At 70.4% G+C, this 20,217-nt stretch carries 20 protein-coding genes; 10 read left to right on the plus strand and 10 right to left on the minus strand.

What is annotated here, in order from left to right; genetic code table 11:
- Positions 1 to 6: 6 nt before the first annotated feature.
- The 4 genes from mmsA to ACFY5B_RS12590 all read left to right on the plus strand — a co-directional run bounded on the left by mmsA (position 7) and on the right by ACFY5B_RS12590 (position 5,983).
- The gene (mmsA, locus tag ACFY5B_RS12575) at positions 7 to 1,557 is read left to right on the plus strand and encodes a multiple monosaccharide ABC transporter ATP-binding protein (protein WP_389968187.1); all 1,551 of its coding nucleotides are present in this window, start codon (positions 7 to 9) and stop codon (positions 1,555 to 1,557) included.
- Complete coding sequence (gene mmsB / locus ACFY5B_RS12580) at positions 1,554 to 2,798, plus strand: multiple monosaccharide ABC transporter permease (protein ID WP_107454755.1); 1,245 nt, start codon at positions 1,554 to 1,556, stop codon at positions 2,796 to 2,798. Before mmsA ends, mmsB begins: the two co-directional genes overlap by 4 nt.
- A 56-nt stretch (positions 2,799 to 2,854) precedes the next feature.
- Positions 2,855 to 4,003, plus strand: coding sequence for an aldose epimerase family protein (locus ACFY5B_RS12585; protein WP_359628676.1), 1,149 nt, complete (start codon positions 2,855 to 2,857; stop codon positions 4,001 to 4,003).
- A gap of 171 nt (positions 4,004 to 4,174) precedes the next feature.
- The gene (locus ACFY5B_RS12590; RefSeq protein WP_389968190.1) at positions 4,175 to 5,983 is read left to right on the plus strand and encodes a pyridoxal phosphate-dependent aminotransferase; all 1,809 of its coding nucleotides are present in this window, start codon (positions 4,175 to 4,177) and stop codon (positions 5,981 to 5,983) included.
- Between the two features lie 84 nt (positions 5,984 to 6,067).
- Here ACFY5B_RS12590 and ACFY5B_RS12595 read toward each other — a convergent pair whose 3' ends face one another.
- The 6 genes from ACFY5B_RS12595 to ACFY5B_RS12620 all read right to left on the minus strand — a co-directional run bounded on the left by ACFY5B_RS12595 (position 6,068) and on the right by ACFY5B_RS12620 (position 10,463).
- Positions 6,068 to 7,504 (minus strand): family 43 glycosylhydrolase, encoded by a 1,437-nt coding sequence (locus ACFY5B_RS12595; RefSeq protein WP_389968192.1) that lies wholly within the window; start codon positions 7,502 to 7,504, stop codon positions 6,068 to 6,070.
- Positions 7,486 to 8,466, minus strand: coding sequence for an arabinan endo-1,5-alpha-L-arabinosidase (locus ACFY5B_RS12600; protein ID WP_389968194.1), 981 nt, complete (start codon positions 8,464 to 8,466; stop codon positions 7,486 to 7,488). The genes ACFY5B_RS12595 and ACFY5B_RS12600 overlap by 19 nt, the downstream gene beginning before the upstream one ends.
- Positions 8,467 to 8,622: 156 nt before the next feature.
- Positions 8,623 to 9,312 carry a hypothetical protein gene (locus tag ACFY5B_RS12605; protein ID WP_389968196.1) on the minus strand — a complete coding sequence of 230 codons (690 nt, stop codon included), beginning with the start codon at positions 9,310 to 9,312 and terminating at the stop codon, positions 8,623 to 8,625.
- 44 nt (positions 9,313 to 9,356) lie between these two features.
- On the minus strand, positions 9,357 to 9,482 hold the full coding sequence (locus tag ACFY5B_RS12610; RefSeq protein ID WP_389968198.1) for a hypothetical protein: 126 nt from the start codon (positions 9,480 to 9,482) through the stop codon (positions 9,357 to 9,359).
- A gap of 20 nt (positions 9,483 to 9,502) precedes the next feature.
- Entirely contained in the window at positions 9,503 to 9,961 is a 459-nt protein-coding gene (locus ACFY5B_RS12615) for a PPOX class F420-dependent oxidoreductase (protein ID WP_389968200.1), read from the minus strand.
- A gap of 28 nt (positions 9,962 to 9,989) precedes the next feature.
- Complete coding sequence (locus tag ACFY5B_RS12620; RefSeq protein WP_389968202.1) at positions 9,990 to 10,463, minus strand: ATP-binding protein; 474 nt, start codon at positions 10,461 to 10,463, stop codon at positions 9,990 to 9,992.
- A gap of 130 nt (positions 10,464 to 10,593) precedes the next feature.
- Here ACFY5B_RS12620 and ACFY5B_RS12625 point away from each other — a divergent pair, with 130 nt between their 5' ends.
- On the plus strand, positions 10,594 to 11,436 hold the full coding sequence (locus ACFY5B_RS12625; RefSeq protein ID WP_389968204.1) for a Scr1 family TA system antitoxin-like transcriptional regulator: 843 nt from the start codon (positions 10,594 to 10,596) through the stop codon (positions 11,434 to 11,436).
- The gene (locus ACFY5B_RS12630) at positions 11,433 to 11,615 is read left to right on the plus strand and encodes a DUF397 domain-containing protein (protein ID WP_389968206.1); all 183 of its coding nucleotides are present in this window, start codon (positions 11,433 to 11,435) and stop codon (positions 11,613 to 11,615) included. The genes ACFY5B_RS12625 and ACFY5B_RS12630 overlap by 4 nt, the downstream gene beginning before the upstream one ends.
- Before the next feature lie 25 nt (positions 11,616 to 11,640).
- Here the strand turns inward: ACFY5B_RS12630 and ACFY5B_RS12635 are convergent, their stop codons facing one another.
- Positions 11,641 to 12,480 carry an arginase family protein gene (locus ACFY5B_RS12635; RefSeq protein ID WP_389968208.1) on the minus strand — a complete coding sequence of 280 codons (840 nt, stop codon included), beginning with the start codon at positions 12,478 to 12,480 and terminating at the stop codon, positions 11,641 to 11,643.
- A 72-nt stretch (positions 12,481 to 12,552) separates the two neighbouring features.
- Positions 12,553 to 13,104, minus strand: coding sequence for a YciI family protein (locus tag ACFY5B_RS12640; protein WP_389968210.1), 552 nt, complete (start codon positions 13,102 to 13,104; stop codon positions 12,553 to 12,555).
- A 64-nt stretch (positions 13,105 to 13,168) separates the two neighbouring features.
- On the opposite strand from ACFY5B_RS12640, the gene ACFY5B_RS12645 reads away from it, so the two are divergent.
- Complete coding sequence (locus ACFY5B_RS12645; RefSeq protein ID WP_389968507.1) at positions 13,169 to 13,945, plus strand: alpha/beta fold hydrolase; 777 nt, start codon at positions 13,169 to 13,171, stop codon at positions 13,943 to 13,945.
- 32 nt (positions 13,946 to 13,977) lie between these two features.
- A complete protein-coding gene (locus ACFY5B_RS12650) occupies positions 13,978 to 14,397 on the plus strand; it encodes a hypothetical protein (RefSeq protein WP_389968212.1) in 420 nt (139 codons plus the stop codon).
- Positions 14,398 to 14,455: 58 nt separating this feature from the next.
- On the opposite strand, the gene ACFY5B_RS12655 is transcribed toward ACFY5B_RS12650, so the two are convergent.
- Positions 14,456 to 15,112: a DUF4360 domain-containing protein gene (locus ACFY5B_RS12655; RefSeq protein WP_389968214.1), complete on the minus strand. Its 657-nt coding sequence runs from the start codon at positions 15,110 to 15,112 to the stop codon at positions 14,456 to 14,458.
- Positions 15,113 to 15,418: 306 nt separating this feature from the next.
- Positions 15,419 to 15,877, minus strand: coding sequence for an RrF2 family transcriptional regulator (locus ACFY5B_RS12660; protein ID WP_389968216.1), 459 nt, complete (start codon positions 15,875 to 15,877; stop codon positions 15,419 to 15,421).
- A gap of 133 nt (positions 15,878 to 16,010) precedes the next feature.
- On the opposite strand from ACFY5B_RS12660, the gene ACFY5B_RS12665 reads away from it, so the two are divergent.
- Together ACFY5B_RS12665 and ACFY5B_RS12670 are read left to right on the plus strand one after the other, a co-directional pair.
- Positions 16,011 to 19,007, plus strand: coding sequence for a beta-galactosidase (locus ACFY5B_RS12665; RefSeq protein ID WP_389968218.1), 2,997 nt, complete (start codon positions 16,011 to 16,013; stop codon positions 19,005 to 19,007).
- Positions 19,008 to 19,097: 90 nt separating this feature from the next.
- Positions 19,098 to 20,213: a hypothetical protein gene (locus ACFY5B_RS12670; protein WP_389968220.1), complete on the plus strand. Its 1,116-nt coding sequence runs from the start codon at positions 19,098 to 19,100 to the stop codon at positions 20,211 to 20,213.
- Positions 20,214 to 20,217: the final 4 nt, after the last annotated feature.

The following is a 20,217-nucleotide window of genomic DNA, read 5'->3' on the forward strand; positions in this document are numbered from 1 at the left end:
ACGACCATGGCGGGACCCGTCCTGGAAATGCGCTCGATCGTCAAGACCTTTCCCGGCGTCAAGGCGCTGTCGGACGTCACACTGACCGTCCGCCAGGGCGAGGTCCACGCCATCTGCGGGGAGAACGGCGCCGGCAAGTCGACCTTGATGAAGGTCCTCTCCGGCGTCCACCCGCACGGCACGTACGAGGGCGACATCCTCTTCGAGGGAGAGGTCTGCCAGTTCAAGGACATCCGGGCCAGCGAAGAACGCGGCATCGTGATCATCCACCAGGAACTGGCCCTGGTGCCCTACCTCTCCCTCGCGGAGAACATCTTCCTCGGCAACGAGCACGCCACCCGGGGGATCATCAGCTGGACCGAGACGCTGCGGCACGCGAGCGAACTGCTGCGCCGGGTCGGTCTGGCCGACCACCCCGACACCCGCGTCGCCGACATCGGCGTGGGCAAGCAGCAGCTCGTGGAGATCGCCAAGGCCCTGTCGAAGAAGGTGAAGCTGCTCATCCTCGATGAGCCGACCGCCGCGCTGAACGACGAGGACAGCGGCAAACTCCTGGACCTGATCCTGGAGTTGAAGAAGCAGGGCATCACCTCGATCATCATTTCCCACAAGCTCAACGAGATCCGCAAGGTCGCCGACTCGGTGACGATCCTCCGCGACGGCCAGACCATCGAGACCCTCGACGTGAAGGCCGCGGAGACCACCGAGGACCGGATCATCAGCGGCATGGTCGGCCGCGACCTGGAGCACCGCTTCCCGGAGCGGTCGCCGCACGAGCCCGAGGAGGGCGCCGCGCCGGCCCTGGAGATCCGGGGCTGGACCGTGCACCACCCGATCGACCAGCAGCGCAAGGTGTGCGACGACGTGTCGCTGCACGTGCGGCGCGGGGAGATCGTCGGTATCGCGGGCCTGATGGGCGCCGGCCGCACCGAACTCGCGATGAGCGTCTTCGGGCGGACCTACGGCCGGTACGCGGGCGGCACGGTCCTCAAGGACGGCAAGGAGATCCGTACGAAGACCGTCCCGGAGGCGGTCAAGCACGGCATCGCCTACGTCACCGAGGACCGCAAGCACTACGGCCTCAACCTCATCGACACCATCAACCGGAACATCTCGCTGAGCGCCCTGGGCAAGGTCGCCAAGCGCGGTGTGGTCGACGAGCACGAGGAGCGGCAGGTCGCCGAGGGCTTCCGCAAGTCCATGAACATCAAGGCGCCGACGGTGTTCGAGCCGGTGGGCAAGCTGTCCGGCGGCAACCAGCAGAAGGTCGTCCTCAGCAAGTGGATCTTCTCGGGTCCGGACGTGCTGATCCTGGACGAGCCCACGCGCGGTATCGACGTCGGCGCCAAGTACGAGATCTACACGGTCATCGACCAGTTGGCGGCCCAGGGCAAGGCGGTCGTCTTCATCTCCTCCGAGCTGCCCGAGCTGCTCGGCATGTGCGACCGCATCTACACGATGGCCGCGGGGCGGCTGACGGGTGAGTTCTCGCGGGCCGAGGCCTCCCAGGAATCGCTGATGCGTCAGATGACGAAGGACAAAGAGGTAACCCGATGAGCACGGACGTGACCGCCAAGAGCCCGGCCCCCGCGCCGCCGGGCAAGAGCGGAGGGGCCGCGGGCGACGGCCTGTTGCAGCTGGTGATGGAGGGCATGCGCCGCAACATGCGGCAGTACGGCATGCTCATCGCGCTGGGCCTGATCGTGGTCCTGTTCGCCGTCTGGACCGACGGCGACCTGCTGCTGCCGCGCAACGTGTCCAACCTGGTGCTGCAGAACAGCTACATCCTGATCCTCGCGATCGGCATGATGCTGGTCATCATCGCCGGCCACATCGACCTGTCGGTCGGATCGCTGACGGCGTTCGTCGGGTCGATGGCCGCGGTGTTCATGGTCAAACAGGATCTGCCCTGGCCCCTCGCGGTGGTGCTGTGCCTGGCCGTGGGCGCGGTCGCGGGTGCCGTGCAAGGGTTCTTCATCGCGTACGGCGGCATACCGTCGTTCATCGTGACCCTGGCGGGCATGCTGATCTTCCGCGGTCTGACGGAGATCTTCCTGGAGGGCCAGACCCTCGGCCCGTTCCCGGACGGTCTGCAGAAGGTCGCCAACGGGTTCCTGCCCGAGGTCGGCCCGAACACGAACTACCACAACCTGACCCTGCTGCTGGGCTTCGCGATGATCGCCTTCGTGATCTTCCAGGAGGTCCGTGACCGCAAGCGGCAGCAGGAGTTCAACCTGGACGTCCCGCCCGCCAAGCTGTTCCTGCTGAAGCTGGTCGCGATCGGCGCCGCGGTGCTGACGCTCACCATGCTGCTGGCCAGCTACAAGGGCGCCCCGATCGTGCTGCTCATCCTGGGCGTGCTGCTCGTCGGCTTCGGCTACGTCATGCGCAACGCGATCATCGGCCGCCACATCTACGCCATCGGCGGCAACCTCCCGGCGGCCAAGCTGTCGGGTGTGAAGGACAAGAAGGTCACCTTCCTTGTCTTCCTGAACATGGGCATGCTCGCGGCCCTGGCGGGTCTGGTCTTCGCCGCCCGCTTCAACGCGGCCTCTCCCAAGGCCGGCCTCAACTTCGAGCTGGAGGCGATCGCGGCCTCGTTCATCGGCGGTGCGTCGATGAGCGGCGGTGTCGGCACCGTCCTCGGCGCGATCATCGGTGGCCTGGTCCTGGGCGTGCTGAACAACGGTATGAACCTCGTCGGCATCGGCACCGACTGGCAGCAGGTCATCAAGGGCATGGTGCTGCTGGCGGCGGTCGGGTTCGACGTGTGGAACAAGCGCAAGGTCGGTTCGTAAGTCAGATCGGGGCCCCGCCACCAGGCGGGGCCCTCTCCTTATCGGGAGCCGCACACATGGAACTGAACAGACGCACGGTCATCGCGGGAGCAGCGGCGGCGGGCATAGCCGCCACCACGCTCGGCGGCACGGCACACGCCACGGGAGGCAGGAAGCCGGTGAAGACACTCTTCGGCAAGCTGGCCGACGGCACCAAGGTCTACAGCTGGTCGCTGGAGAACGGCGGCACCCGCCTGAAGGTCCTGTCCTGGGGCGGTGTCGTCCAGTCCCTGGAGATCCCCGACCGTCGCGGCCGGTACGCCAACGTCTCCGCGGGCTTCGACAACCTCGAGGACTACGTCGCGAAGACCCCGTACTTCGGCGCCCTGATCGGCCGGTACGGCAACCGCATCGGCAAGGGCAAGTTCACCCTCGACGGCAAGAACTACCAGCTCTCCGTGAACGACGGCGAGCAGAGCCTGCACGGCGGCACCCAGGGCTTCGACAAGCGCGTGTGGGACGTTGAGCCGTTCGTGAAGGGCTCCGACGTCGGCCTGCACCTGTACTACACGAGCGTCGACGGCGAGATGGGCTACCCGGGCACGCTCAAGACGAAGGTGACGTACACGCTCACCCGGCACGGTGAGTGGCGCATCGACTACGAGGCCACCACGGACAAGGCCACCGTCGTCAACCTCACCAGCCACGTCTACTTCAACCTCGCCGGTGAGGGCAGCGGCACGATCGAGGACCACGAGCTCCAGATCGCCGCCTCCCGCTACACGCCCACCGACGCGGGCCTGATCCCCACGGGCGAACTGGCGAAGGTCGCGGGCACCCCCTTCGACTTCCGCAAGGCCAAGCCGATCGGCCGGGACATCCGCGTCTCGCACCCGCAGCTGGTGACCGCCAAGGGCTTCGACCACAACTGGGTCCTCGACAAGGGCATCACCGCCCGGCCCGAGCACGTCGCGACTCTGCGCGACCCGGCCTCCGGCCGCACCATGAAGATCGCCACGAACGAGCCGGGCCTGCAGTTCTACTCCGGCAACTTCCTCGACGGCACGCTGACCGGCCCGTCCGGCCGCACCTACCGGCAGGGCGACGCGCTGTGCCTGGAGACGCAGCACTTCCCGGACTCGCCGAACAAGCCGAAGTTCCCGTCGACTGTCCTGCGGCCGGGGCAGACGTACCGCACGACCACGATCCACACGTTCGGCTGCTGAGACCACTGACAGTCCTTCACGGAAAGGACACACGTCCCGACCGTTTTACCGACGGTTGAACAGTGTCCCCGTGGCCTCCGTATGAAAGGGCGGCCCGCGCTCCCCCGCGCGGGCCGCCCTTAAACGTCGGGTCCGTCCGTCCCCAGCGGACCCGCCCCATACGGAGGTTCCATGGCCGACAACGTCACGTCGCTGTTCCGCAGTACCGCGGCACACAGCCCGTCGATGGCGGCTCTGACACGTGAGGGCGGCGAGGGAGCCGGCCCCGTGGACTTCTGTATCCCCTGCAACCCGTACTTCCCGACCCCGGCCATGTTCGAGGACATGGCGGGCCGGCTGCGCGACATCATCACGTACTACCCGAGCAGCGCCGACACCATCACGGCCGAGCTGTGCAGCCTGCTCCAGCTGCCGCCGCAGTGCGTGGCCATGGGCAACGGCTCGACCGAGCTCATCACCTGGATCGACCACCTGCTGGTCCGCGAGTCCCTCGCCGTGCCCGTCCCCACCTTCGGCCGCTGGACCGACCAGCCCATGGAGACCGGCAAGCGGGTCGACATGTTCCCGCTCCAGGAGTCCAGCGGTTTCGCCCTGGACCTCGCCCAGTACGCCGAGTTCATCCGGGCCCGCGGCACCCGCGTCGCCGTCATCTGCAACCCCAACAACCCCGACGGCGGCTTCCTGCACAAGCACGCCATCGTGCAGTTCATGGACGCCATGGCGGACCTCGACCTGGTCGTCATCGACGAGTCGTTCCTGGAGTTCGCGGACGCCGAGGCCGAACCGTCCGTCGTGCAGGAGGCGATGCTGCGGCCCAACGTCATCGTGCTGCGCAGCCTGGGGAAGAACTTCGGCCTGCACGGCATCCGCTTCGGCTACCTCGTCGCCAACCCGGCGCTCGCGGGCCGGGTCCGCGCGATGCTCCCGAAGTGGAACCTCAACTCCTTCGCCGAGCACGTCGTCTTCATGCTGAAGGAGCACGGCGCCGAGTACGCACAGAGCCTCCAGCAGGTGCGCCGCGACCGCCTCGACATGGCCGGCCAGCTGTCCTCCCTGCCCGGGCTGACGGTCTACCCGTCGCAGGGCAACTTCCTCTTCGTGCGCCTCCCCGTGGGCGCCGAGGGCACGGTGGTCCGGGACCGGATGCTCACCGAGCACCGGATCCTGGTCCGCGAGTGCGGCAACAAAATCGGTTCGTCCAGCCGCTTCCTGCGTCTCGTGGTGCGCCCCCAGGTGGACGTGCGTCGCCTGGTGTCCGGCCTGGAACAGGTGCTCTACGGGACGTCCAGGAGGGGAGCCGCCGTGCCCGAGCTGGGCAATGGGACCAGCTACAGCTCGGGTACGGCGGCCGTGGACCGGCTGGTGAGCGAGACGAACGGGTCGGGCATGCGGGGGCTCGCCGCGCAGGCGATGGGGATGGCCGCGCCTGCCCCCGCCGCGGCCACGGGGCCCGGGGGGCCGGGGCTCGCCCCGGCGGCCGCGAGCACGGGTGGGGTGGGGTTCGCTCCCGCCGCGGCGGCCGCCGCCCCGGCTCCCGCGCCGACGCCCGCTCCGGCCACCGGCATCGGCATGCCGCTCCCCGCCGCCGCGTCCGCCGTACCGGCGGGTGCGGGCGGCGGGATGCCGATGCCGGCTGCGGCGCAGATGCCCCAGCCGCAGATACCCCAGCCCCAGATGCCGCAGGCGGTGCCGCAGCCGGCCCCCCAGCCGGTGGCCGCCCCGGCGCCGCCCCTGGCGCCCGTGGCCCAGGCCCCGGCGCCGGTTCCCGCCCCGGCCCCCATCTCTGCTCCGGCCCCCGTGCCCGCGCCTTCGCCCATGGCCGCTCCGTTCACCGGGCCCACGCCGCCCGGTGTTCCGGCCCGTGGGGGCCTGACGGCGGCGCAGGTGCGGGGGACGAACGGGCTGACGCCGGCGCCGGCCACGGGGTGGCCCGCGGCGCAGAGCTGGCCGAACGCGGCGGGGATGGGACAGGCGGGGTAGTTCGGCGGGTGCGGGCGCGACGTGGCCTGTCGCGCCCACGCGGCGGAGCCGCACATGAAGCACGGCCCCGCGCCCCTGAGTTGCCTATGCCGCAGCCAGTTTCCACTGCTGGCAGTTGTTGTTGAGCCAGGACCACTGGCGTACGTCGGCACCGTCCGCCGTTGAACAACCGGCGACGTCCGCCACCTTCCCCGTGGCCTGGTTGGCGATACGGACGTAGCCGTTGTCCGTGGCCACGAAACGGAACCGCTGGCACGTGTTGTTCAGCCAGGACCACTGGCGCAGGTCGGCGCCGTCGGCCGTCGAGCAGTCGGCGGTGTCGAGGACCTTGCCGGTGGCGACGTTCACCAGGCGGTGGGTGTCGTCGCCGAGGTCCTCCAGGCGCCAGCGCTGGTTGGCACCCCCGTTGCACCCGTACTGCTGGACATTGGCCCCGTCGGCCGAGGAGCTCCCGGCCACCTCCAGGCACTTGCCGCTGTTGCGGTTGGTGACGGTGTAGGTCGTCGAGGCTGCCGACGGTTCACCGGAGGGGCCGGGGAGGGATGCCCCGAGCCGGACCGGCGTGCCGAAGTCCGGCGTGCCGTCGGAGTTCCAGGTGAACTTCTGCGCCCGGGTCGTACGGCCGTTGTCGCAGCCCTCGGAGGCCGAGTCGTTGGCGTGGTAGACGATCCAGTTCTCGCGGCCGTCCGGCGAGGTGAAGAAGCCGTTGTGACCGGGGCCGTACACCCCGTTGGCGTCACTGCGCTGGAAGACGGGCGTGGACTTCTTCGTCCAGGAGGAGGCCGACAGCGGGTCGGAGCCGGTCAGCTCCAGTTGCCCGAGCTTGTAGTCGGGCGTCCAGCAGCCGCTCGCCGAGTAGATCAGGAAGGTCCGGCCGTTCCGCTGAAGGATCTCCGCGCCCTCGTTGACCGTGCCGCCCTGCCGCTCCCATGCGTACGTCGGGGCCGAGATCGTCGAGTAGGAGCCGCTGACGGTGTACGGGTTGGACATGGGCGCTATGACCAGGTTCTGCGTCCCACCCGTCACGGCACTGCCCAGCATGTACAGCCGGCCGCCCACGTTCAGCACGCTCGGGTCGAGCATCCAGGCGCTGTTGAGCTGCCCTTTGTAGGTGTACGGGCCCATGGGGTCGGAGCCCGCGCTCTGCAGCACATGGCTGCGCTGCGTCGGGTTGTAGTCGGACACGTTCTGCCCGGCGACGTAGTACAGGTACCAGCGGCCGTTGAAGAGGTGCAGCTCCGGCGCCCAGATGTTGCAGCAGCGGGAGGCGGAGTCGCCCTTCCACACCTGGACGCTCGGCGCGGTGGAGAGCCCGGCCAGGGTGGTGGACTTGCGGATGGTGATGACGTCGGTCCAACTGGTCGTCACCAGGTAGTAGTTGCCGTCGTGGTACGAGATCCAGGGGTCGGCGCCCTTGACGGACTTGACCGGGTTGGAGAGGGAGGCGGCGCTCGCGGAGGGCTGGCCGACGCTCAGCGCGAGCAGCAGGGCCGCCAGCAGGGTCAGTAGGCGACGGGCCATCCGCTGCTCCAGTTCAGGAGGTTGATGCCCAGCTTGGGCGTACCGTTGTCGTTGCCGTCGTAGTAGTGATAGACGATCAGGTCGCCGTCGGCGTCCTTCAGGATCGACTGGCCGCCGGGGCCGATGACGCTGCCGTGCGACTCCAGGACGGGCGTGCCGCCGTTGTTCATCAGGTCGACGCCGTTCTTGTCGCGGTACGGCCCCGTGATGCTGGAGGCCCGCCCGACCTTCACCTTGTACGTCGAGCCGGTGCCGGCGCAGCAGGTGTCGTACGAGGCGAAGAGGTAGTAGTAGCCGCCCCGCTTGACGATGAAGGGTGCCTCGACGGCCTTGGTCCCGGTGGGGCGGGAGGCGAGCGAGTACCGGGTGGTGTTGGAGGAGAGCTGCTTCCCGGTGGACGGGTTGATCTGGATCATCTTGATGCCGGTCCACCAACTGCCGAACGACAGCCACCACTTGCCGTCGTCATTGACGAAGAGGTTCGGGTCGATGGCGTTGAAGTCGCTGGCGGAGTTCGACGTGTAGACCGTGCCCTGGTCGGTCCAGCTGCCCGGCTGGCCGGTGCTGGAGGTGGCGAGGCCGATGGCGGAGGTGTTCGAGCCGAACTTCGAGGCGGAGTAGTACATCAGGTACTTGCCGCCGTGGTACGAGATGTCCGGCGCCCAGGCCTCCGGCACGGACGAGTAGGTCCGCCACCAGCCCGGCCGACTGGAGAAGGCGTCGCTGCCGTTGCGGAAGGCGGTGCGGTCGCTGCTGGTCTTGCCGGCGATGCCGCCGCCGGTGGCGTAGAGCAGGTACTGGCCGGACGAGGTGCGGATCATCGACGGGTCGTGGGTGACGACGTCGCCGGTGACCCGGCCGGGGTTGGGGTACGCGGACGCCGTGCCCGGAACGAGGGCGAGCAGGAAGGCTGCGGGGAGGGCGAACAGGGCGGTTCTCTTGCGCAGGATGGAGCGGCTCATGCGGGTCCTCCTTGCGGTGGGGGTGACAACGCCGTCCGGCACATCGAACAGCGATCGCAAGTTCGAACGGACCGTAGAATCGAACCCGTTGCGCGTCAATGGTCCGCGCGGCAACAACCACGCGGATCACGGAAGTTCGGCTGGGACGCGGAGGTGTCATCCGGTCGGAAGTCCCAGTCCGTAGTACCTGACGTGATAGCCGTCCACGTACTCGGCCTCACCGCCGACGATCAGGCCGGCCGGCTCGGTCACCCCGGCCGCCCTGGCCGTCGCCACCAGCATCTCCGCGAGGGCGCGGCCCTTGGGTTCGCCGGGTCCTCCCGCGTCCACGCGCCACAGCGGATCGTCGTCGCGCCACACCGAGGCCGTACCCGGGTGCTCGGCGACGGTGCCCCAGCCGAGCGCAGCCGCGTCGACGCCGTCCGGAGCGAAGCAGCCGATCGACAGCCGGTCGCCGCACGTGACGTCGAAGAGGAGGGGCGCACCACCGCCGGTCCGCCCGTAGAACGGCATGCCGAAACCGACACCGAGGGCGACGGCCTCGGCGGGCAGGGCCCCCAGGAAGTCGCCCAGCGACCGGGTGACGGTCTCCCAGCTGCGGGCGGTCCAGCCGCCGGGGAAGCCGAGGCCGGCGTTGGCCGGGTCGCGGTTGCTGCCGAAGAAGCCGCTGATCGCGTGCTCTTCGCCGTGGCCCTGACGCCAGAACCAGTTCTCCGCCGGGTCGGTGGGCTGCAGGACCAGCTCCGGCCCCGCCTTCCCGGCGCGCAGCTCCAGGGTGTCCGTACTGCCGCGCCAGCGCAGGAAGGGGGCGCCCCACGACGGCCCGCTGTCGTAGAAAGGACCCATGTCGCCGTGCGACCCCATGATGGACGGCCGTCCCAGGGCCGAGGTCAGTTCCTCCGTGCCGACGGGACGCAGGCGGGCGTCACCCGAGGGCCGGCCGGGACCAGGACGGGATGGTCCGCCGTGCCGCCCCGGGCCCAGCCGAGCCCGTCGCTGCCCCGCTGTCCGTTCACGCGCTCATCGTGCCGCAGCCCTATCCCTCGATGTCGAGCGCTGTCCCGTACAGCCGCTCCACCTTCAGCCGGATGACGACGCGCCGCTCGTCGACCAGTTGCCGGAGGAAGGCGTCCTCGTCCTCCGGTTCGGCGCCCGCCGGGATCATCGCGAGCAGCTCCCGGCCGACCGAGTCGCCGGGGACCGTCGTGACGTCGGAGACCTCGGCGTCGCCCTCCGCCACGGCGAACGACCAGACGTCCCCGCCCTGCACGTGCAGCGCCGCACGGGGTGAGCGGCGCAGGTGCTTGACCTTGACGCGGTCGGCCGTCGTCGAGAACCGCACGGTGCGGGAGTCGGGGTCCCAGCTGTAGACCATGGTGGTCAGATGGGGGTGGCCACTGCGCTTGACGGTGGCGAGCGTGCCGAACTGCTGCGCGGCGAGCAGATCGGAAAGGGCTTCGTCGGACAGGAGGCGGGGTGTCGGTCTGTCGGTCATGCCATGACCAACACCCGTCAGGCGCCGATCATTTCGAGATCCGCTCCGTGATCCACTCCGGCAGATGAACCTCCGCGCGCACGGTCTTGCCGGGCGGCTCGCGGTCGAGCACCTCCCACCGGTCGGCCAGCGCGTCGACGAGGACGAACCCCCGCCCGTGCTCGTCGAGGGACCGGGGTGGCCGCACGGCCCCCGGAGCGGGCGGACGCGGCGGCCCACTGCGGGTGTCGGTCACCTCCACCCGGAGGCTGCCCGTGCCGATCGCCAGCCGCAGTTCGAAGTCCCGTCCCGGAACGCGCCCGTGCGTCACGGCGTTGGCCGCCAACTCGGCCACGATCGCGCCGGCCGCGTCGGAGACGTCCGTCCCGTAGGGGATTCCCCAGGTGTGCAACTGGTTCAGCGTGAGGTGCCGGGCCAGGCGGGCACCGCGCGGGGTGGAACTGAGGCGCTGCCTGAACACACGTACGGTGACCGGGCTCCGGGAGATGGACTGTGGCGTCATACGCCCAATCTGACGGCTGAGAGAGGCGATTCTCCAGGCTGCCGCCGCGTACGCTGCGACAGCGTACGCGGTGACGGACTGGACAGTACCGGTGACTACCCGTGACCATCCCTTCGGGAGGTGACCGACGGTGGTCGATGGCGCGGTGGGGACGGGCACGGGTGGCGAGCCGGAGTCGTCCGACAGTCTGCGGACGTTCGGAGCGGTGGTCCAAGGCCTGCGCGAGCACGCGGGGCTGAGCCGGGAGGAGTTCGGGGAGCTGGTGCGGTTCTCCAAACACACGGTGGCGTCTGTGGAGTTGGGGAGGAGGATGCCGGATGCGGAATTCGTGCAGCGTGCGGAGGAGGTGTTCGGGAGGACGGGGGCGTTGCAGAGGGCGGCGGGGTGCCTGGAGCGACAGCCGGGGCTGGCGGCGTGGTTTCGGCGGTGGGCTGCGTTGGAGCGGACCGCCATCACCATGTGCACGTACGAGTGCCGCATGGTCCCCGGCCTGTTGCAGACGCAGGCGTATATCCGGGCCCTCGCCGCCGACAACCTTCCGCCACTCGCCGACCAGCAGATTGAGGAACGGTGGGCAGCACGAGCCGAGCGGCAGAAGCTGCTGCGGGAGCGACCGAACACCGTGTTCAGCTTCATCGTCGAGGAGCACGCGTTCCTGCGATGCACAGGCGGCAGGGCAGTAACGCGGGATGTCATCGACCACGTGCTGGAGAGTTCCCAGCTACGCAACGTCGAGATCCAGGTGATGCCACTGGTATGCGCATCCCACTCGGGCCTCCAAGGCCCGTTCCACCTCCTGGAAACACCGGAGAACCAGTGGTTCGCCTACCTCGAAGGGCAGGAGAGCGGCCAGCTCGTCACCGACCGGAAAGTGGTCAGCGTGCTCCAGAGGAGGTATGCCAGGATGCGTGCACAGGCTCTCTCCCTCGAAGACTCGGTGAGCCTGTTGCAGCGCATGCGAGGAGACCTATGAACACCAGCGAACTGGCCTGGTACAAGTCCAGTTACAGCAGCAGCGCTTCCGGCGACTGCCTGGAGGTCGCCACCTGTCCTGACACCATCCACATCCGGGACTCGAAGAACCGGCAGGGCCCCGAGCTCCGCCTCTCCCCCACCGCCTGGTCCGCCTTCCTCACGCACGCCGCCGAGTAACCGCCGGAGGCGCCCGCTTCGCTGCTCAGCTCCGGGCGGCCCCGAACAGCCCGTCGACGATGCGCCGCAGTACGGCCTCCTCCTGACCGGTGTCTTCCCCCCGCTCGTACTCGGTCAGCGCGATGCCCGCGAGCGTGAACTCCTGTGTCAGCGCCCGCACCGCCCCCAGCAGGCCGTCGACGTCGAGCCCCCCGAGTTCCGGTGTGCCGACGGCCGGGAAGACCCGCGGGTCGAGGACGTCGAGGTCGATGTGGACGTAGACCGCCTCGGCGCCGGTCGCGCGCACCGCCGCAAGGAGCGGACCCGGTTCGGCCAGCTGCTCGACGCCGACGTGCCGAATGCCGCGACGCTCGACCAGGTCCCGCTCGCCCGGGTCCAGGGACCGGGCCCCCGCCAGCACCACGCGGTCGGGCGACACACTCCGCACGGGTCGCAGGCCCTCCGGTCCGTCGCCGATGAGCGCGCGCAGCACCATGCCGTGGAAGGCCCCGGAGGGCGACGACTCCGGTGTGTTGAGGTCTGCGTGCGCGTCGAACCACACCAGCGCCAGCCGGTCCCCGAACGCGGAGAGGGCGGTTTCGACGGGGGCGAGATCGACTCCGCAGTCGCCGCCGACGGTCACGATCATGTCACCCGGCGGAACCTCGGCCAGTGCCTCGCGCACTGCTCGCAGGTGCCGCTCCAGCACGTCGGCGTTCCGTACGCCGCCCCGCGAGTTCCCGACGCCGCCGTCGAGCGCGACCGCGCACCGCCGGCCTTCGGGCATCAACTCGGCAAGCCGGGCAGCCCCACTGCGCAACCGGCCGGCTGTGGCCGCTCCCGACCCCTGCCACTGCGCCACCTCAAGTACGACCCGACCGGACACGGGAATCTCCTCTCGACGGTGATCAACACAGCCTAGGGGCGGCAGGGACACGGACGGACGTGCCGCTGCGCCTCACCGTCGCCCGCCGAACTCCCAGTCATGCACCTCGATTGCGGCGTATCGCTCCGAGGTCAGCACCGAACGCGCCGCCTCCGCATCCGCGGCCCGCACGAGTACCGCCGTACCCACCCACACGGCACCGTCGTCGGACAGCAGCGGCCCGTACGCGATCAGTTCGTCCTGCCAGGCATCCGGCACATCGCGCTCGGCACCGTCCCCCGGGCCGAGCCCGAGAACGAGGTACCGCTTGCCGCCCGTCCGGCCACCGGGGAACTCCCACATGGTCCGCCCCAGCAGGTTCCGCCACCGTCGCACCAGCACATCCCGGTACGCCCCGGCCTGGTAGTTGGGCTCGTCGAAGGCGAACGCGCGGGCGGCGGCGGCATCCGGCAGGTCGACGATGTGCACGCTGCCCGTGACCGTCTCCCCGTCATCCGCAAAAGTCGGCCCCCGGGCGATCAACTCCGCCTCGTACCGGTCCATATACGCCCAGTGCGCCTCCCCCAGTTCCTCGCGCAGGGGCAGGGAGCCGGGCCGGTCGCGGTGGTAGCAGAAAAACTCCATGGCTCATCCAATCTCGGTGGCTACGCTCGTGTCTCCCGTCGTCGTGACCGCAGGAGAGCAGACCGTGCGCAGTGCCGCCGTAACGCCCGAGGGTGACCGGATCCGCTGGGTGGAACTGCCGGGGCAGGAGCCGCCGCGGGTCTACGTCCACGGGCTGGGCGCCACGTCACCGGCCTACTTCACGGAAGCAGCGGCCGACCCCAGGCTGTCCGGTCACCGCTCACTGCTCCTGGACCTCCTGGGCCACGGCATCAGCGACCGCCCGGCGCACTTCGACTACAAGCTGGAGTCGCACGCCGACACACTCGCCAACGCCCTGACGGCGGCGGGGGTTTCGGCCGCCGAGCTGATCGCCCACAGCATGGGCGGCTCGGTCGCGATCGTCCTGGCGGCCCGCCATCCCCACCTCGTCTCCCGGCTGGTGCTCATCGACGCCAATCTCGACCCGATTCCGCGTACGCCCGGCGCCTCGGGCAGCAGCGGCATCGCCGCCTACTCCGAGGAGGAGTTCGTCACGGGCGGCGGCTGGGAGGAGGTCCGTGACCGGGTCGGCCCGCACTGGTGGTCCACGATGCGCCTGGCCGGCCGCGAGGCTCTGCACCGCAGCGCGTTCCACCTCACCCGGGGCTCCGACCCGACCATGCGTGAACTCCTGCTGGAGCTGAAGATCCCCCGTACCTTCCTGCTCCCGGAGTCCGACGGCCCGCTCCCGGGCACCGAGGCCCTCACGGAGGCCGGCGTGTCCGTCGTTCCGATCCCCGACTGCGGTCACAACATCATGCTGGACAACCCGGAGGCCTTCGTGGCGGCCACCGCGGCAGCGCTCACGCCCCAGGACTGACCGGCCCTCCCCGAGGAACGAGGAGCCCCGCCATGCGACACGCACGGATCGTCAAGGGCGCCGTCACCGTGACCGTCGCCACGGCCGTCTGCCACACCCTGATGACCGCCGGCTACGCCTGGGCCGGCGCCAAGGCGGCGACGGGAGAGGCGACGATCTTCGCCGGCGCCTTCGAGTCGCTGGTGACCACGGCCGGTACCTGGTCTCTCATGCCTCTCCTGCTGGGGGCCGGGATGCGCGCCCTGGGAGAGCGCGGCAACACCACGCTGATGGTCGGCGGCGGGCTGCTCTGGGCGTTGCTCTCGCTGTCCTTGGTCGACGAGATCGACAGCCCGGACGGGTCCATGCCGCTGCCCTTCCTCGCCTTCTACGTACTGGCCGGGACGGGACTGGCCGGGGCTGGGGCCGGGGGCGGGGCCGGGGGCGGGCGCGGTTCGGAACGCCGCGGCTAGGGGGCTCCGCGACCCCGTGAGGGGCGGCCCGCCGACAGGCGGGCCGCCCCTCACACCGTCACGACTTCTTCGGGGGGCACTCCTTCCACGCCAGGTGGTAGACCGTGCTGATGTCCCCGTCCGTGGAGTCCATCGTCATGAAGCTGACCTTGTTGGCCGACTGGGTGCCGGCGTTGACGCGGAGTTCGGTGTTGATGTTGAAGTTGCGCTGCACTCCGCAGGGCGCGTAGACCAGCTGGGCCCAGTCCGTCTCGTCGGTGGCCTGCCAGTTGTCGTTGTAGGGGCCGCTGAAGGGGTGGTTCTTGTACACCGTGCTGGGCGAGCCCTGGAAGTAGTACGAGGCCCGCTGGGAAGCGCTCGCGCCGGGCTGGAGGGCGGCGAAGCCCCGGTAGTCGGCGCTCGCGATGGCGTAGGTGAAGCCGCCGGGGACGTGGACGATCAGGCTGAGCTGGCAGTTCCTGCGGAACGCGGTCGGGTCGGAGTTCCCGCCGGCCTGGGCGAGGTAGTCGCTGTAGGTCACCGTGAACGCCGTGTTGTCCTCGGAGACGGCGACCGCTGCCGTGCCCTGCGGGCAGCCGGAGCCGTTCACCGTGGCGACCTTGATGACGATCTTGTCCGGGGGCGGGTCGTCGAACCCGGAGGACGGGGATTGCGCGGGAAGTGCGCTGGTGAGCAGCGCGGCGATCGCGCCACTCAGGAGCAGGCCACCGGCCATGGTTCTCCCATTCCGTTCGTGGGGGGTGGATCAGGCGACAGGCATGATGCATTTGCATGGGCATGTCAAAGCGACAGTGCATGCACCCCCGGTCTGTGACCGTTCCATGAAGGAGCTGTGAAGGCCGGGAGCGGTCGCATCGTACGCAGGGGGGCACGAGCGGGCCAGGTAGCTCTCCGGCCATTCACACTGGCGGGAATTCACCCGGGACGCCGGGGGGCGCATAGGGTGCGTTGCACCAGTGCGTCAGACCGAGGACACCCCGAGGACGGAATGAGGATCACGCACAGCGCCGCACCCGGCGGCTCAGGGGTTCTCCCAGGCCGCCGGTTCCGCCGCCAGCCGCTCCACCGGCTCGGGCAGCGCCCCGGCCGCGAGGTCGGCGACCGTCACACCCTCCAGGATCCTGCGCACGTTGGCCCGCAGGGCGATCCACAGCGGCAGCAGCGGCTCGGCGGTGCCGGAGTAGGCGAGACCGGTCGGCCGTTCGCCGCGCACCGAGACGATCGGCCCGTCCACGGCGCGGATCACGTCCGCGACCGTGATCTCCGCGGCCTCCCGGGCCAGCCGGTAGCCGCCGCCCCCGCCGCGCCGGCTGTCGACGACACCGCCCCGGCGCAGATCGCCGAGGATCCCCTCCAGGAACTTGTGGGGGATGTCCTGCGCGGTGGCGACGGTCTCCGCCTTGACCGACCCCTCCCCCTGCCGGACGGCCAGCTCCACGACCGCTCGTACCGCGTAGTCCGCACGTGCCGAGATCCTCATAGGACCATTGTCGCCGTCACCCTGTAGACATTGAGCACGCGCACCTCGCGACACATCGCACACACGCACCTCGTCACACATCGCACACGCACCTCGCACCACGTATCGCAAAGGCACAACAGGAGGCGCTCCCTTGGAGCTCAGCAGGCGTACCTTCCACGCTCTGGCCGGCACGGCGGCGCTCGGCTTCGCGCTGACCGGCAGCGGGTCGCCGACCTCCGCCAACCCGGCCCGCACCGCGCCCACCGGCCCCCCGCCCCCCGTGCCCAGCGCGGACGGCCGGCCGCACGAGATCGGCTTGGACCACCACTCGCTGATCGTCGACGGCCGTCGCCTGGTCCTGTGGTCGGGTGAGATGCACCCCTTCCGGCTGCCGAGCCCGTCGCTGTGGCGGGACGTGCTGCAGAAGATGCGCGCGCACGGCTACAACGCCGTCAGCGTGTACGTCGCCTGGAACCACCACTCCTCCGCCCCCGGCCGGTACGACTTCACCGGCGTGCGCGACCTGGACCTGTTCCTGCGGACGGCCGCCGAGACGGGGATGTACGTGATCCTGCGGCCCGGGCCGTACATCAACGCCGAGGTCGACGCCGGCGGCTTCCCCGGCTGGCTGACCGCCACCGAGGGCCGGGCCCGGACCTCCGACCCGACCTATCTGCGCCATGTCGACGAGTGGCTGACCGCGGTGAACGCCATCGTCGCCAAGCGCCTGTTCACCCGGGGCACGGGCACGGTCCTGCTCTACCAGATCGAGAACGAGTACGACGCGCACGTCGACGAGCCGTCCGGGCGCGCCTACATGTCGTACCTGTACGAGAAGGTCCGCGCCGACGGCATCGACGTGCCGCTGTTCCACAACGACAAGGGGCGCAACGGCGCTTGGACGCCGGGGTCGTTCGGCACCGGCGGGGAGAAGGGGCGCTGGCTGTACGGGTTCGACGGGTACCCGGAGCCGGACCGAGTGCCGCCGGACTGGGGGGCGTTCGGGGCCGGCGGCAAGAAGGGCGGGGCGACGGCCAGTCCGCGCACACCCGGGTTCGTGCCGGAGTTCGGCGGCGGCTGGTTCGACCCGTGGGGCGGGTCCACGTTCGACGGCAAGGGGTACGCCGAGGCGCGCCGGACCCGGGACGCGGCGTACGAGCGGCGCTTCTACCTCACCAACCTCGCCAACGGCATCACGCTGCACAACGTCTACATGACCTACGGGGGCACCTCGTGGGGCTGGCTGCCCGCGCCGGTCGTCTACACCTCGTACGACTACGGGGCGGCGTTCGACGAGGCCCGCAACGCCACGCCGAAGTCCGCCACGATGCACCAGATCGGGCAGATGCTGCGGCACGTCCCGGACCTGGCCAGACTGAACAGGGCGAAGACCGTACGGGCCACGGACGAGCGAATCAAGGTCTATCACCTGGCCAACCCCGACACCGGCGCCCACGTCTACGTCCTGCGCAACGACTCCGACGAGGCGGTCACCTCGATGCTGCCCGACGCCGGGATCGACGTGCCCGTCACCGTCCCGGCGCGGGACGCCAAGCTGATCACCGCCGGGCTGCGGCTCGGGAAGCGGACCATGGTGCACTCCACCGCGCAGCCCATGATGTGCCTGACCGCCGGGCGGCAGGACATCGCGGTGTTCGCGGGTCGGTACGGCGACCTCGCACAGGTCGTGCTGGAGTGCGCGGACGAGCCGACACCCATGCGGCTGGACCCGGAGCCGGCGTGGGCGTACAACCTCGGCAAGCTGAACGTCAGCGTTCCGCTGGGCGTCGGCGAGCTGAGCCGGGTGATGGTCGAGGGCGACGGCGTGGACACGCCGATGCTGCTGCTGTTCGCCGACGACACGACGTCCGTGCGGCTGTGGCCGTACGAGACCCCGTCGGGTCAGCTCCTCGTCTACGGCCCGGCGCTGCTGCGGTCGGCGACGCTGGAGGGTTCGACGGTCCACCTCACCGGCGACACCATCGAGCGGACCGGCCTGGAGGTGTGGGGGCCACGCGGGATCACCCATGTCACCTGGAACGGGCGGGCGGTGCCCACGCGGATCAGCGGCTCCGGCAGTCTGCTGGCGCTCCGGCCGCTGCCTGGTGTGACCAGGCCGGCCCTGCCCGCCCTCGGCGGCTGGCGGCGGCGGACCGAGAACCCGGAGGCCGAACCCGGCTTCGACGACTCCGGCTGGACGACGGCCGACCGCACGACGTCGTTCAGTTCGACGCCCGTGCCCGACGGGCAGCCCGTGCTGTTCGCCGACGACTACGGCTTCCACTACGGCGACGTCTGGTACCGGGGCGAGTGGAGCGGCGACGACGACATCGCGTCCGTGTCCCTCGCCTACAGCACGGGCACGCAGGGCCTGCTGATGGCCTGGCTGGACGGCGAGCCGCTGGGCACGCACCGGATGCCGGTGCCGGACAGCGACCGGGCACGGCAGGGGACGTGGACCGCGAAGGCCGACTTCGACCTGCCGAAGAAGCTGCGCGAGAAGTTCCGGGAGGAGAGCCGGGAGGAGAGCCGGGAGGAGAGCCGGGAGGAGCGGCACGTGCTGTCCGTGCTCGTGCGGCGGATGCAGCACGACATGGACGGCGAGGCGCTCGATACGCACAAGGCCGCGCGCGGTCTGACCGCCGTCACCTTCGAGGGCGACTCCCCCGAGGTGACGTGGCGTATCCAGGGCGCCGCCATGCCGGATCCCGTGCGCGGTCCGATGAACAACGGCGGGCTGCACGGGGAGCGCGAGGGCTGGCATCTGCCCGAGTACGACGACGGGGACTGGGAGGACGCCGGGCTTCCCCGGTCCGAGCGGCGGCAGGGCGTCACCTGGTACCGGACGGACTTCCGGCTGGACGTCGCCCCCGGCGTCGACGCATCGGTCGGGCTCGTCCTCGACGACGACCCGGGCCGCGCCTACCGCGTGCAGATCTTCCTCAACGGCTGGAACATGGGCCAGTACATCAACGACGTAGGCCCGCAGCACACCTTCGTGCTGCCGAACGGAATCCTGCGCACACGTGGTGCCAACACACTGGCGTTGGCGGTGTTGTCCGACGGGACCACACCGTCCGGGCCCGGGGAGGTACGGCTGACGCTGCTGGGCGCGGCGGCCGGAGGGGTGCCCGTCGAACCGGTGTGACCGGATCGAGCCGTCCTCGCGCATTGCCTTCTGCGGCAGGCTGGTTCACCGTGTTGACCCTTCAGCGCTGCCGACGGGGAGGGGACCCTGATGCGGAGACGGCGATTCATCAGCGGATTAGCCGGTGTCGGGGCGGGTCTGGGACTCGTCCCGGCCAGTGCCGGGCCGGTCGGCGCGGCGGCCCGCCGGGTGACCGGGGAGGCCCGTGCGTGGCAGGCCGTGCCGGCACCGGACGGCGCACCGGCCGCCCAGTTGCGGGACGTCGCCGCGGCCGGGGACGGCCTGGCGTGGGCGGTGGGTGAGGAGGGCCGCAGCGGAGGCACCCTCGGCTCGCCGCTGGCTCTGGTGTGGGACGGCACGGCATGGGCGCGGACCGGCCTCACCCACCTGGGTTTCCGCGGTTATCTGCACTCGGTCGCCGGGACGTGCGCCCGCTCGGCATGGGCGATCGGCACCGACACGGCCGGCATCACGCACCTGCTGGCGTGGGACGGCGGAACCTGGCGGGAGACCGACTTCCCGGGCCGGGGCCGGTCCGGCACCTCCCTCACCGGCGTCGCGGTCGACCCGGGCGGCGGAGCCTGGTTCTCCGGGCGCAACGCCGACGGCAGGGTGCTCCTGCACCACGACGGCGGCGCCTGGACCTGGCTCCCCGCACCGCCCGGCGCACCCGCGGCCACGCCCTCGGGTGTCCAGCTCACCCCGCGCGGCGACGTCTGGCTGTACGGCGTGGGCATCGTGGCCCGCTGGAACGGCTCCACGTGGACCGAACTGTCCGCCTACCAGGGCATCCGCGCGACCGTCACGGGGCTGCTGCCGGTCGCCGACGACGACCTGTGGCTGGTCGGCTACGACTACGGCGTGGGCGGCCCGGTCGGCAAGCCCCCGGGCGTGCTGCTCCTGCACGGTGACGGCAGCACCTGGCAGGGCGTCACCGAGCCTTTCCGCGTCGGCATGCTCAACGGGATCGTCGCCGACGCGCAGGGGCGTCCGGACCGGATCGCCGGCTGGGACTTCTGGGACCAGACCCGGGCCCACTACCTGCGCTGGGACGGCGCGGCCTGGGTGAGCGAGCGGGGGCCGGTGGCCTCGGCCCCCGTCGTCATGAACGCCCTGGCCGGTGTGCCGGGTTCGGACGGCTACTGGGCGGTCGGGACGACCTCGACCTCGGCTTCCTCGGCCGCCCTGCCGCGCATCGAACGCTGACCGG

This window comes from Streptomyces sp. NPDC013187 (assembly GCF_042899705.1).
Lineage (GTDB): Bacteria > Actinomycetota > Actinomycetes > Streptomycetales > Streptomycetaceae > Streptomyces > Streptomyces hawaiiensis_A.

Coding starts and splice junctions, on each gene's coding strand:
- mmsA (WP_389968187.1), top strand. CDS start 7: ATGGCGGGACCCGTCCTGGAAATGCGCTCGATCGTCAAGACCTTTCCC.
- mmsB (WP_107454755.1), top strand. CDS start 1,554: ATGAGCACGGACGTGACCGCCAAGAGCCCGGCCCCCGCGCCGCCGGGC.
- ACFY5B_RS12585 (WP_359628676.1), top strand. CDS start 2,855: ATGGAACTGAACAGACGCACGGTCATCGCGGGAGCAGCGGCGGCGGGC.
- ACFY5B_RS12590 (WP_389968190.1), top strand. CDS start 4,175: ATGGCCGACAACGTCACGTCGCTGTTCCGCAGTACCGCGGCACACAGC.
- ACFY5B_RS12595 (WP_389968192.1), bottom strand. CDS start 7,504: ATGGCCCGTCGCCTACTGACCCTGCTGGCGGCCCTGCTGCTCGCGCTG.
- ACFY5B_RS12600 (WP_389968194.1), bottom strand. CDS start 8,466: ATGAGCCGCTCCATCCTGCGCAAGAGAACCGCCCTGTTCGCCCTCCCC.
- ACFY5B_RS12605 (WP_389968196.1), bottom strand. CDS start 9,312: ATGGGTCCTTTCTACGACAGCGGGCCGTCGTGGGGCGCCCCCTTCCTG.
- ACFY5B_RS12615 (WP_389968200.1), bottom strand. CDS start 9,961: ATGACCGACAGACCGACACCCCGCCTCCTGTCCGACGAAGCCCTTTCC.
- ACFY5B_RS12620 (WP_389968202.1), bottom strand. CDS start 10,463: ATGACGCCACAGTCCATCTCCCGGAGCCCGGTCACCGTACGTGTGTTC.
- ACFY5B_RS12630 (WP_389968206.1), top strand. CDS start 11,433: ATGAACACCAGCGAACTGGCCTGGTACAAGTCCAGTTACAGCAGCAGC.
- ACFY5B_RS12640 (WP_389968210.1), bottom strand. CDS start 13,104: ATGGAGTTTTTCTGCTACCACCGCGACCGGCCCGGCTCCCTGCCCCTG.
- ACFY5B_RS12650 (WP_389968212.1), top strand. CDS start 13,978: ATGCGACACGCACGGATCGTCAAGGGCGCCGTCACCGTGACCGTCGCC.
- ACFY5B_RS12655 (WP_389968214.1), bottom strand. CDS start 15,112: ATGGCCGGTGGCCTGCTCCTGAGTGGCGCGATCGCCGCGCTGCTCACC.
- ACFY5B_RS12660 (WP_389968216.1), bottom strand. CDS start 15,877: ATGAGGATCTCGGCACGTGCGGACTACGCGGTACGAGCGGTCGTGGAG.
- ACFY5B_RS12670 (WP_389968220.1), top strand. CDS start 19,098: ATGCGGAGACGGCGATTCATCAGCGGATTAGCCGGTGTCGGGGCGGGT.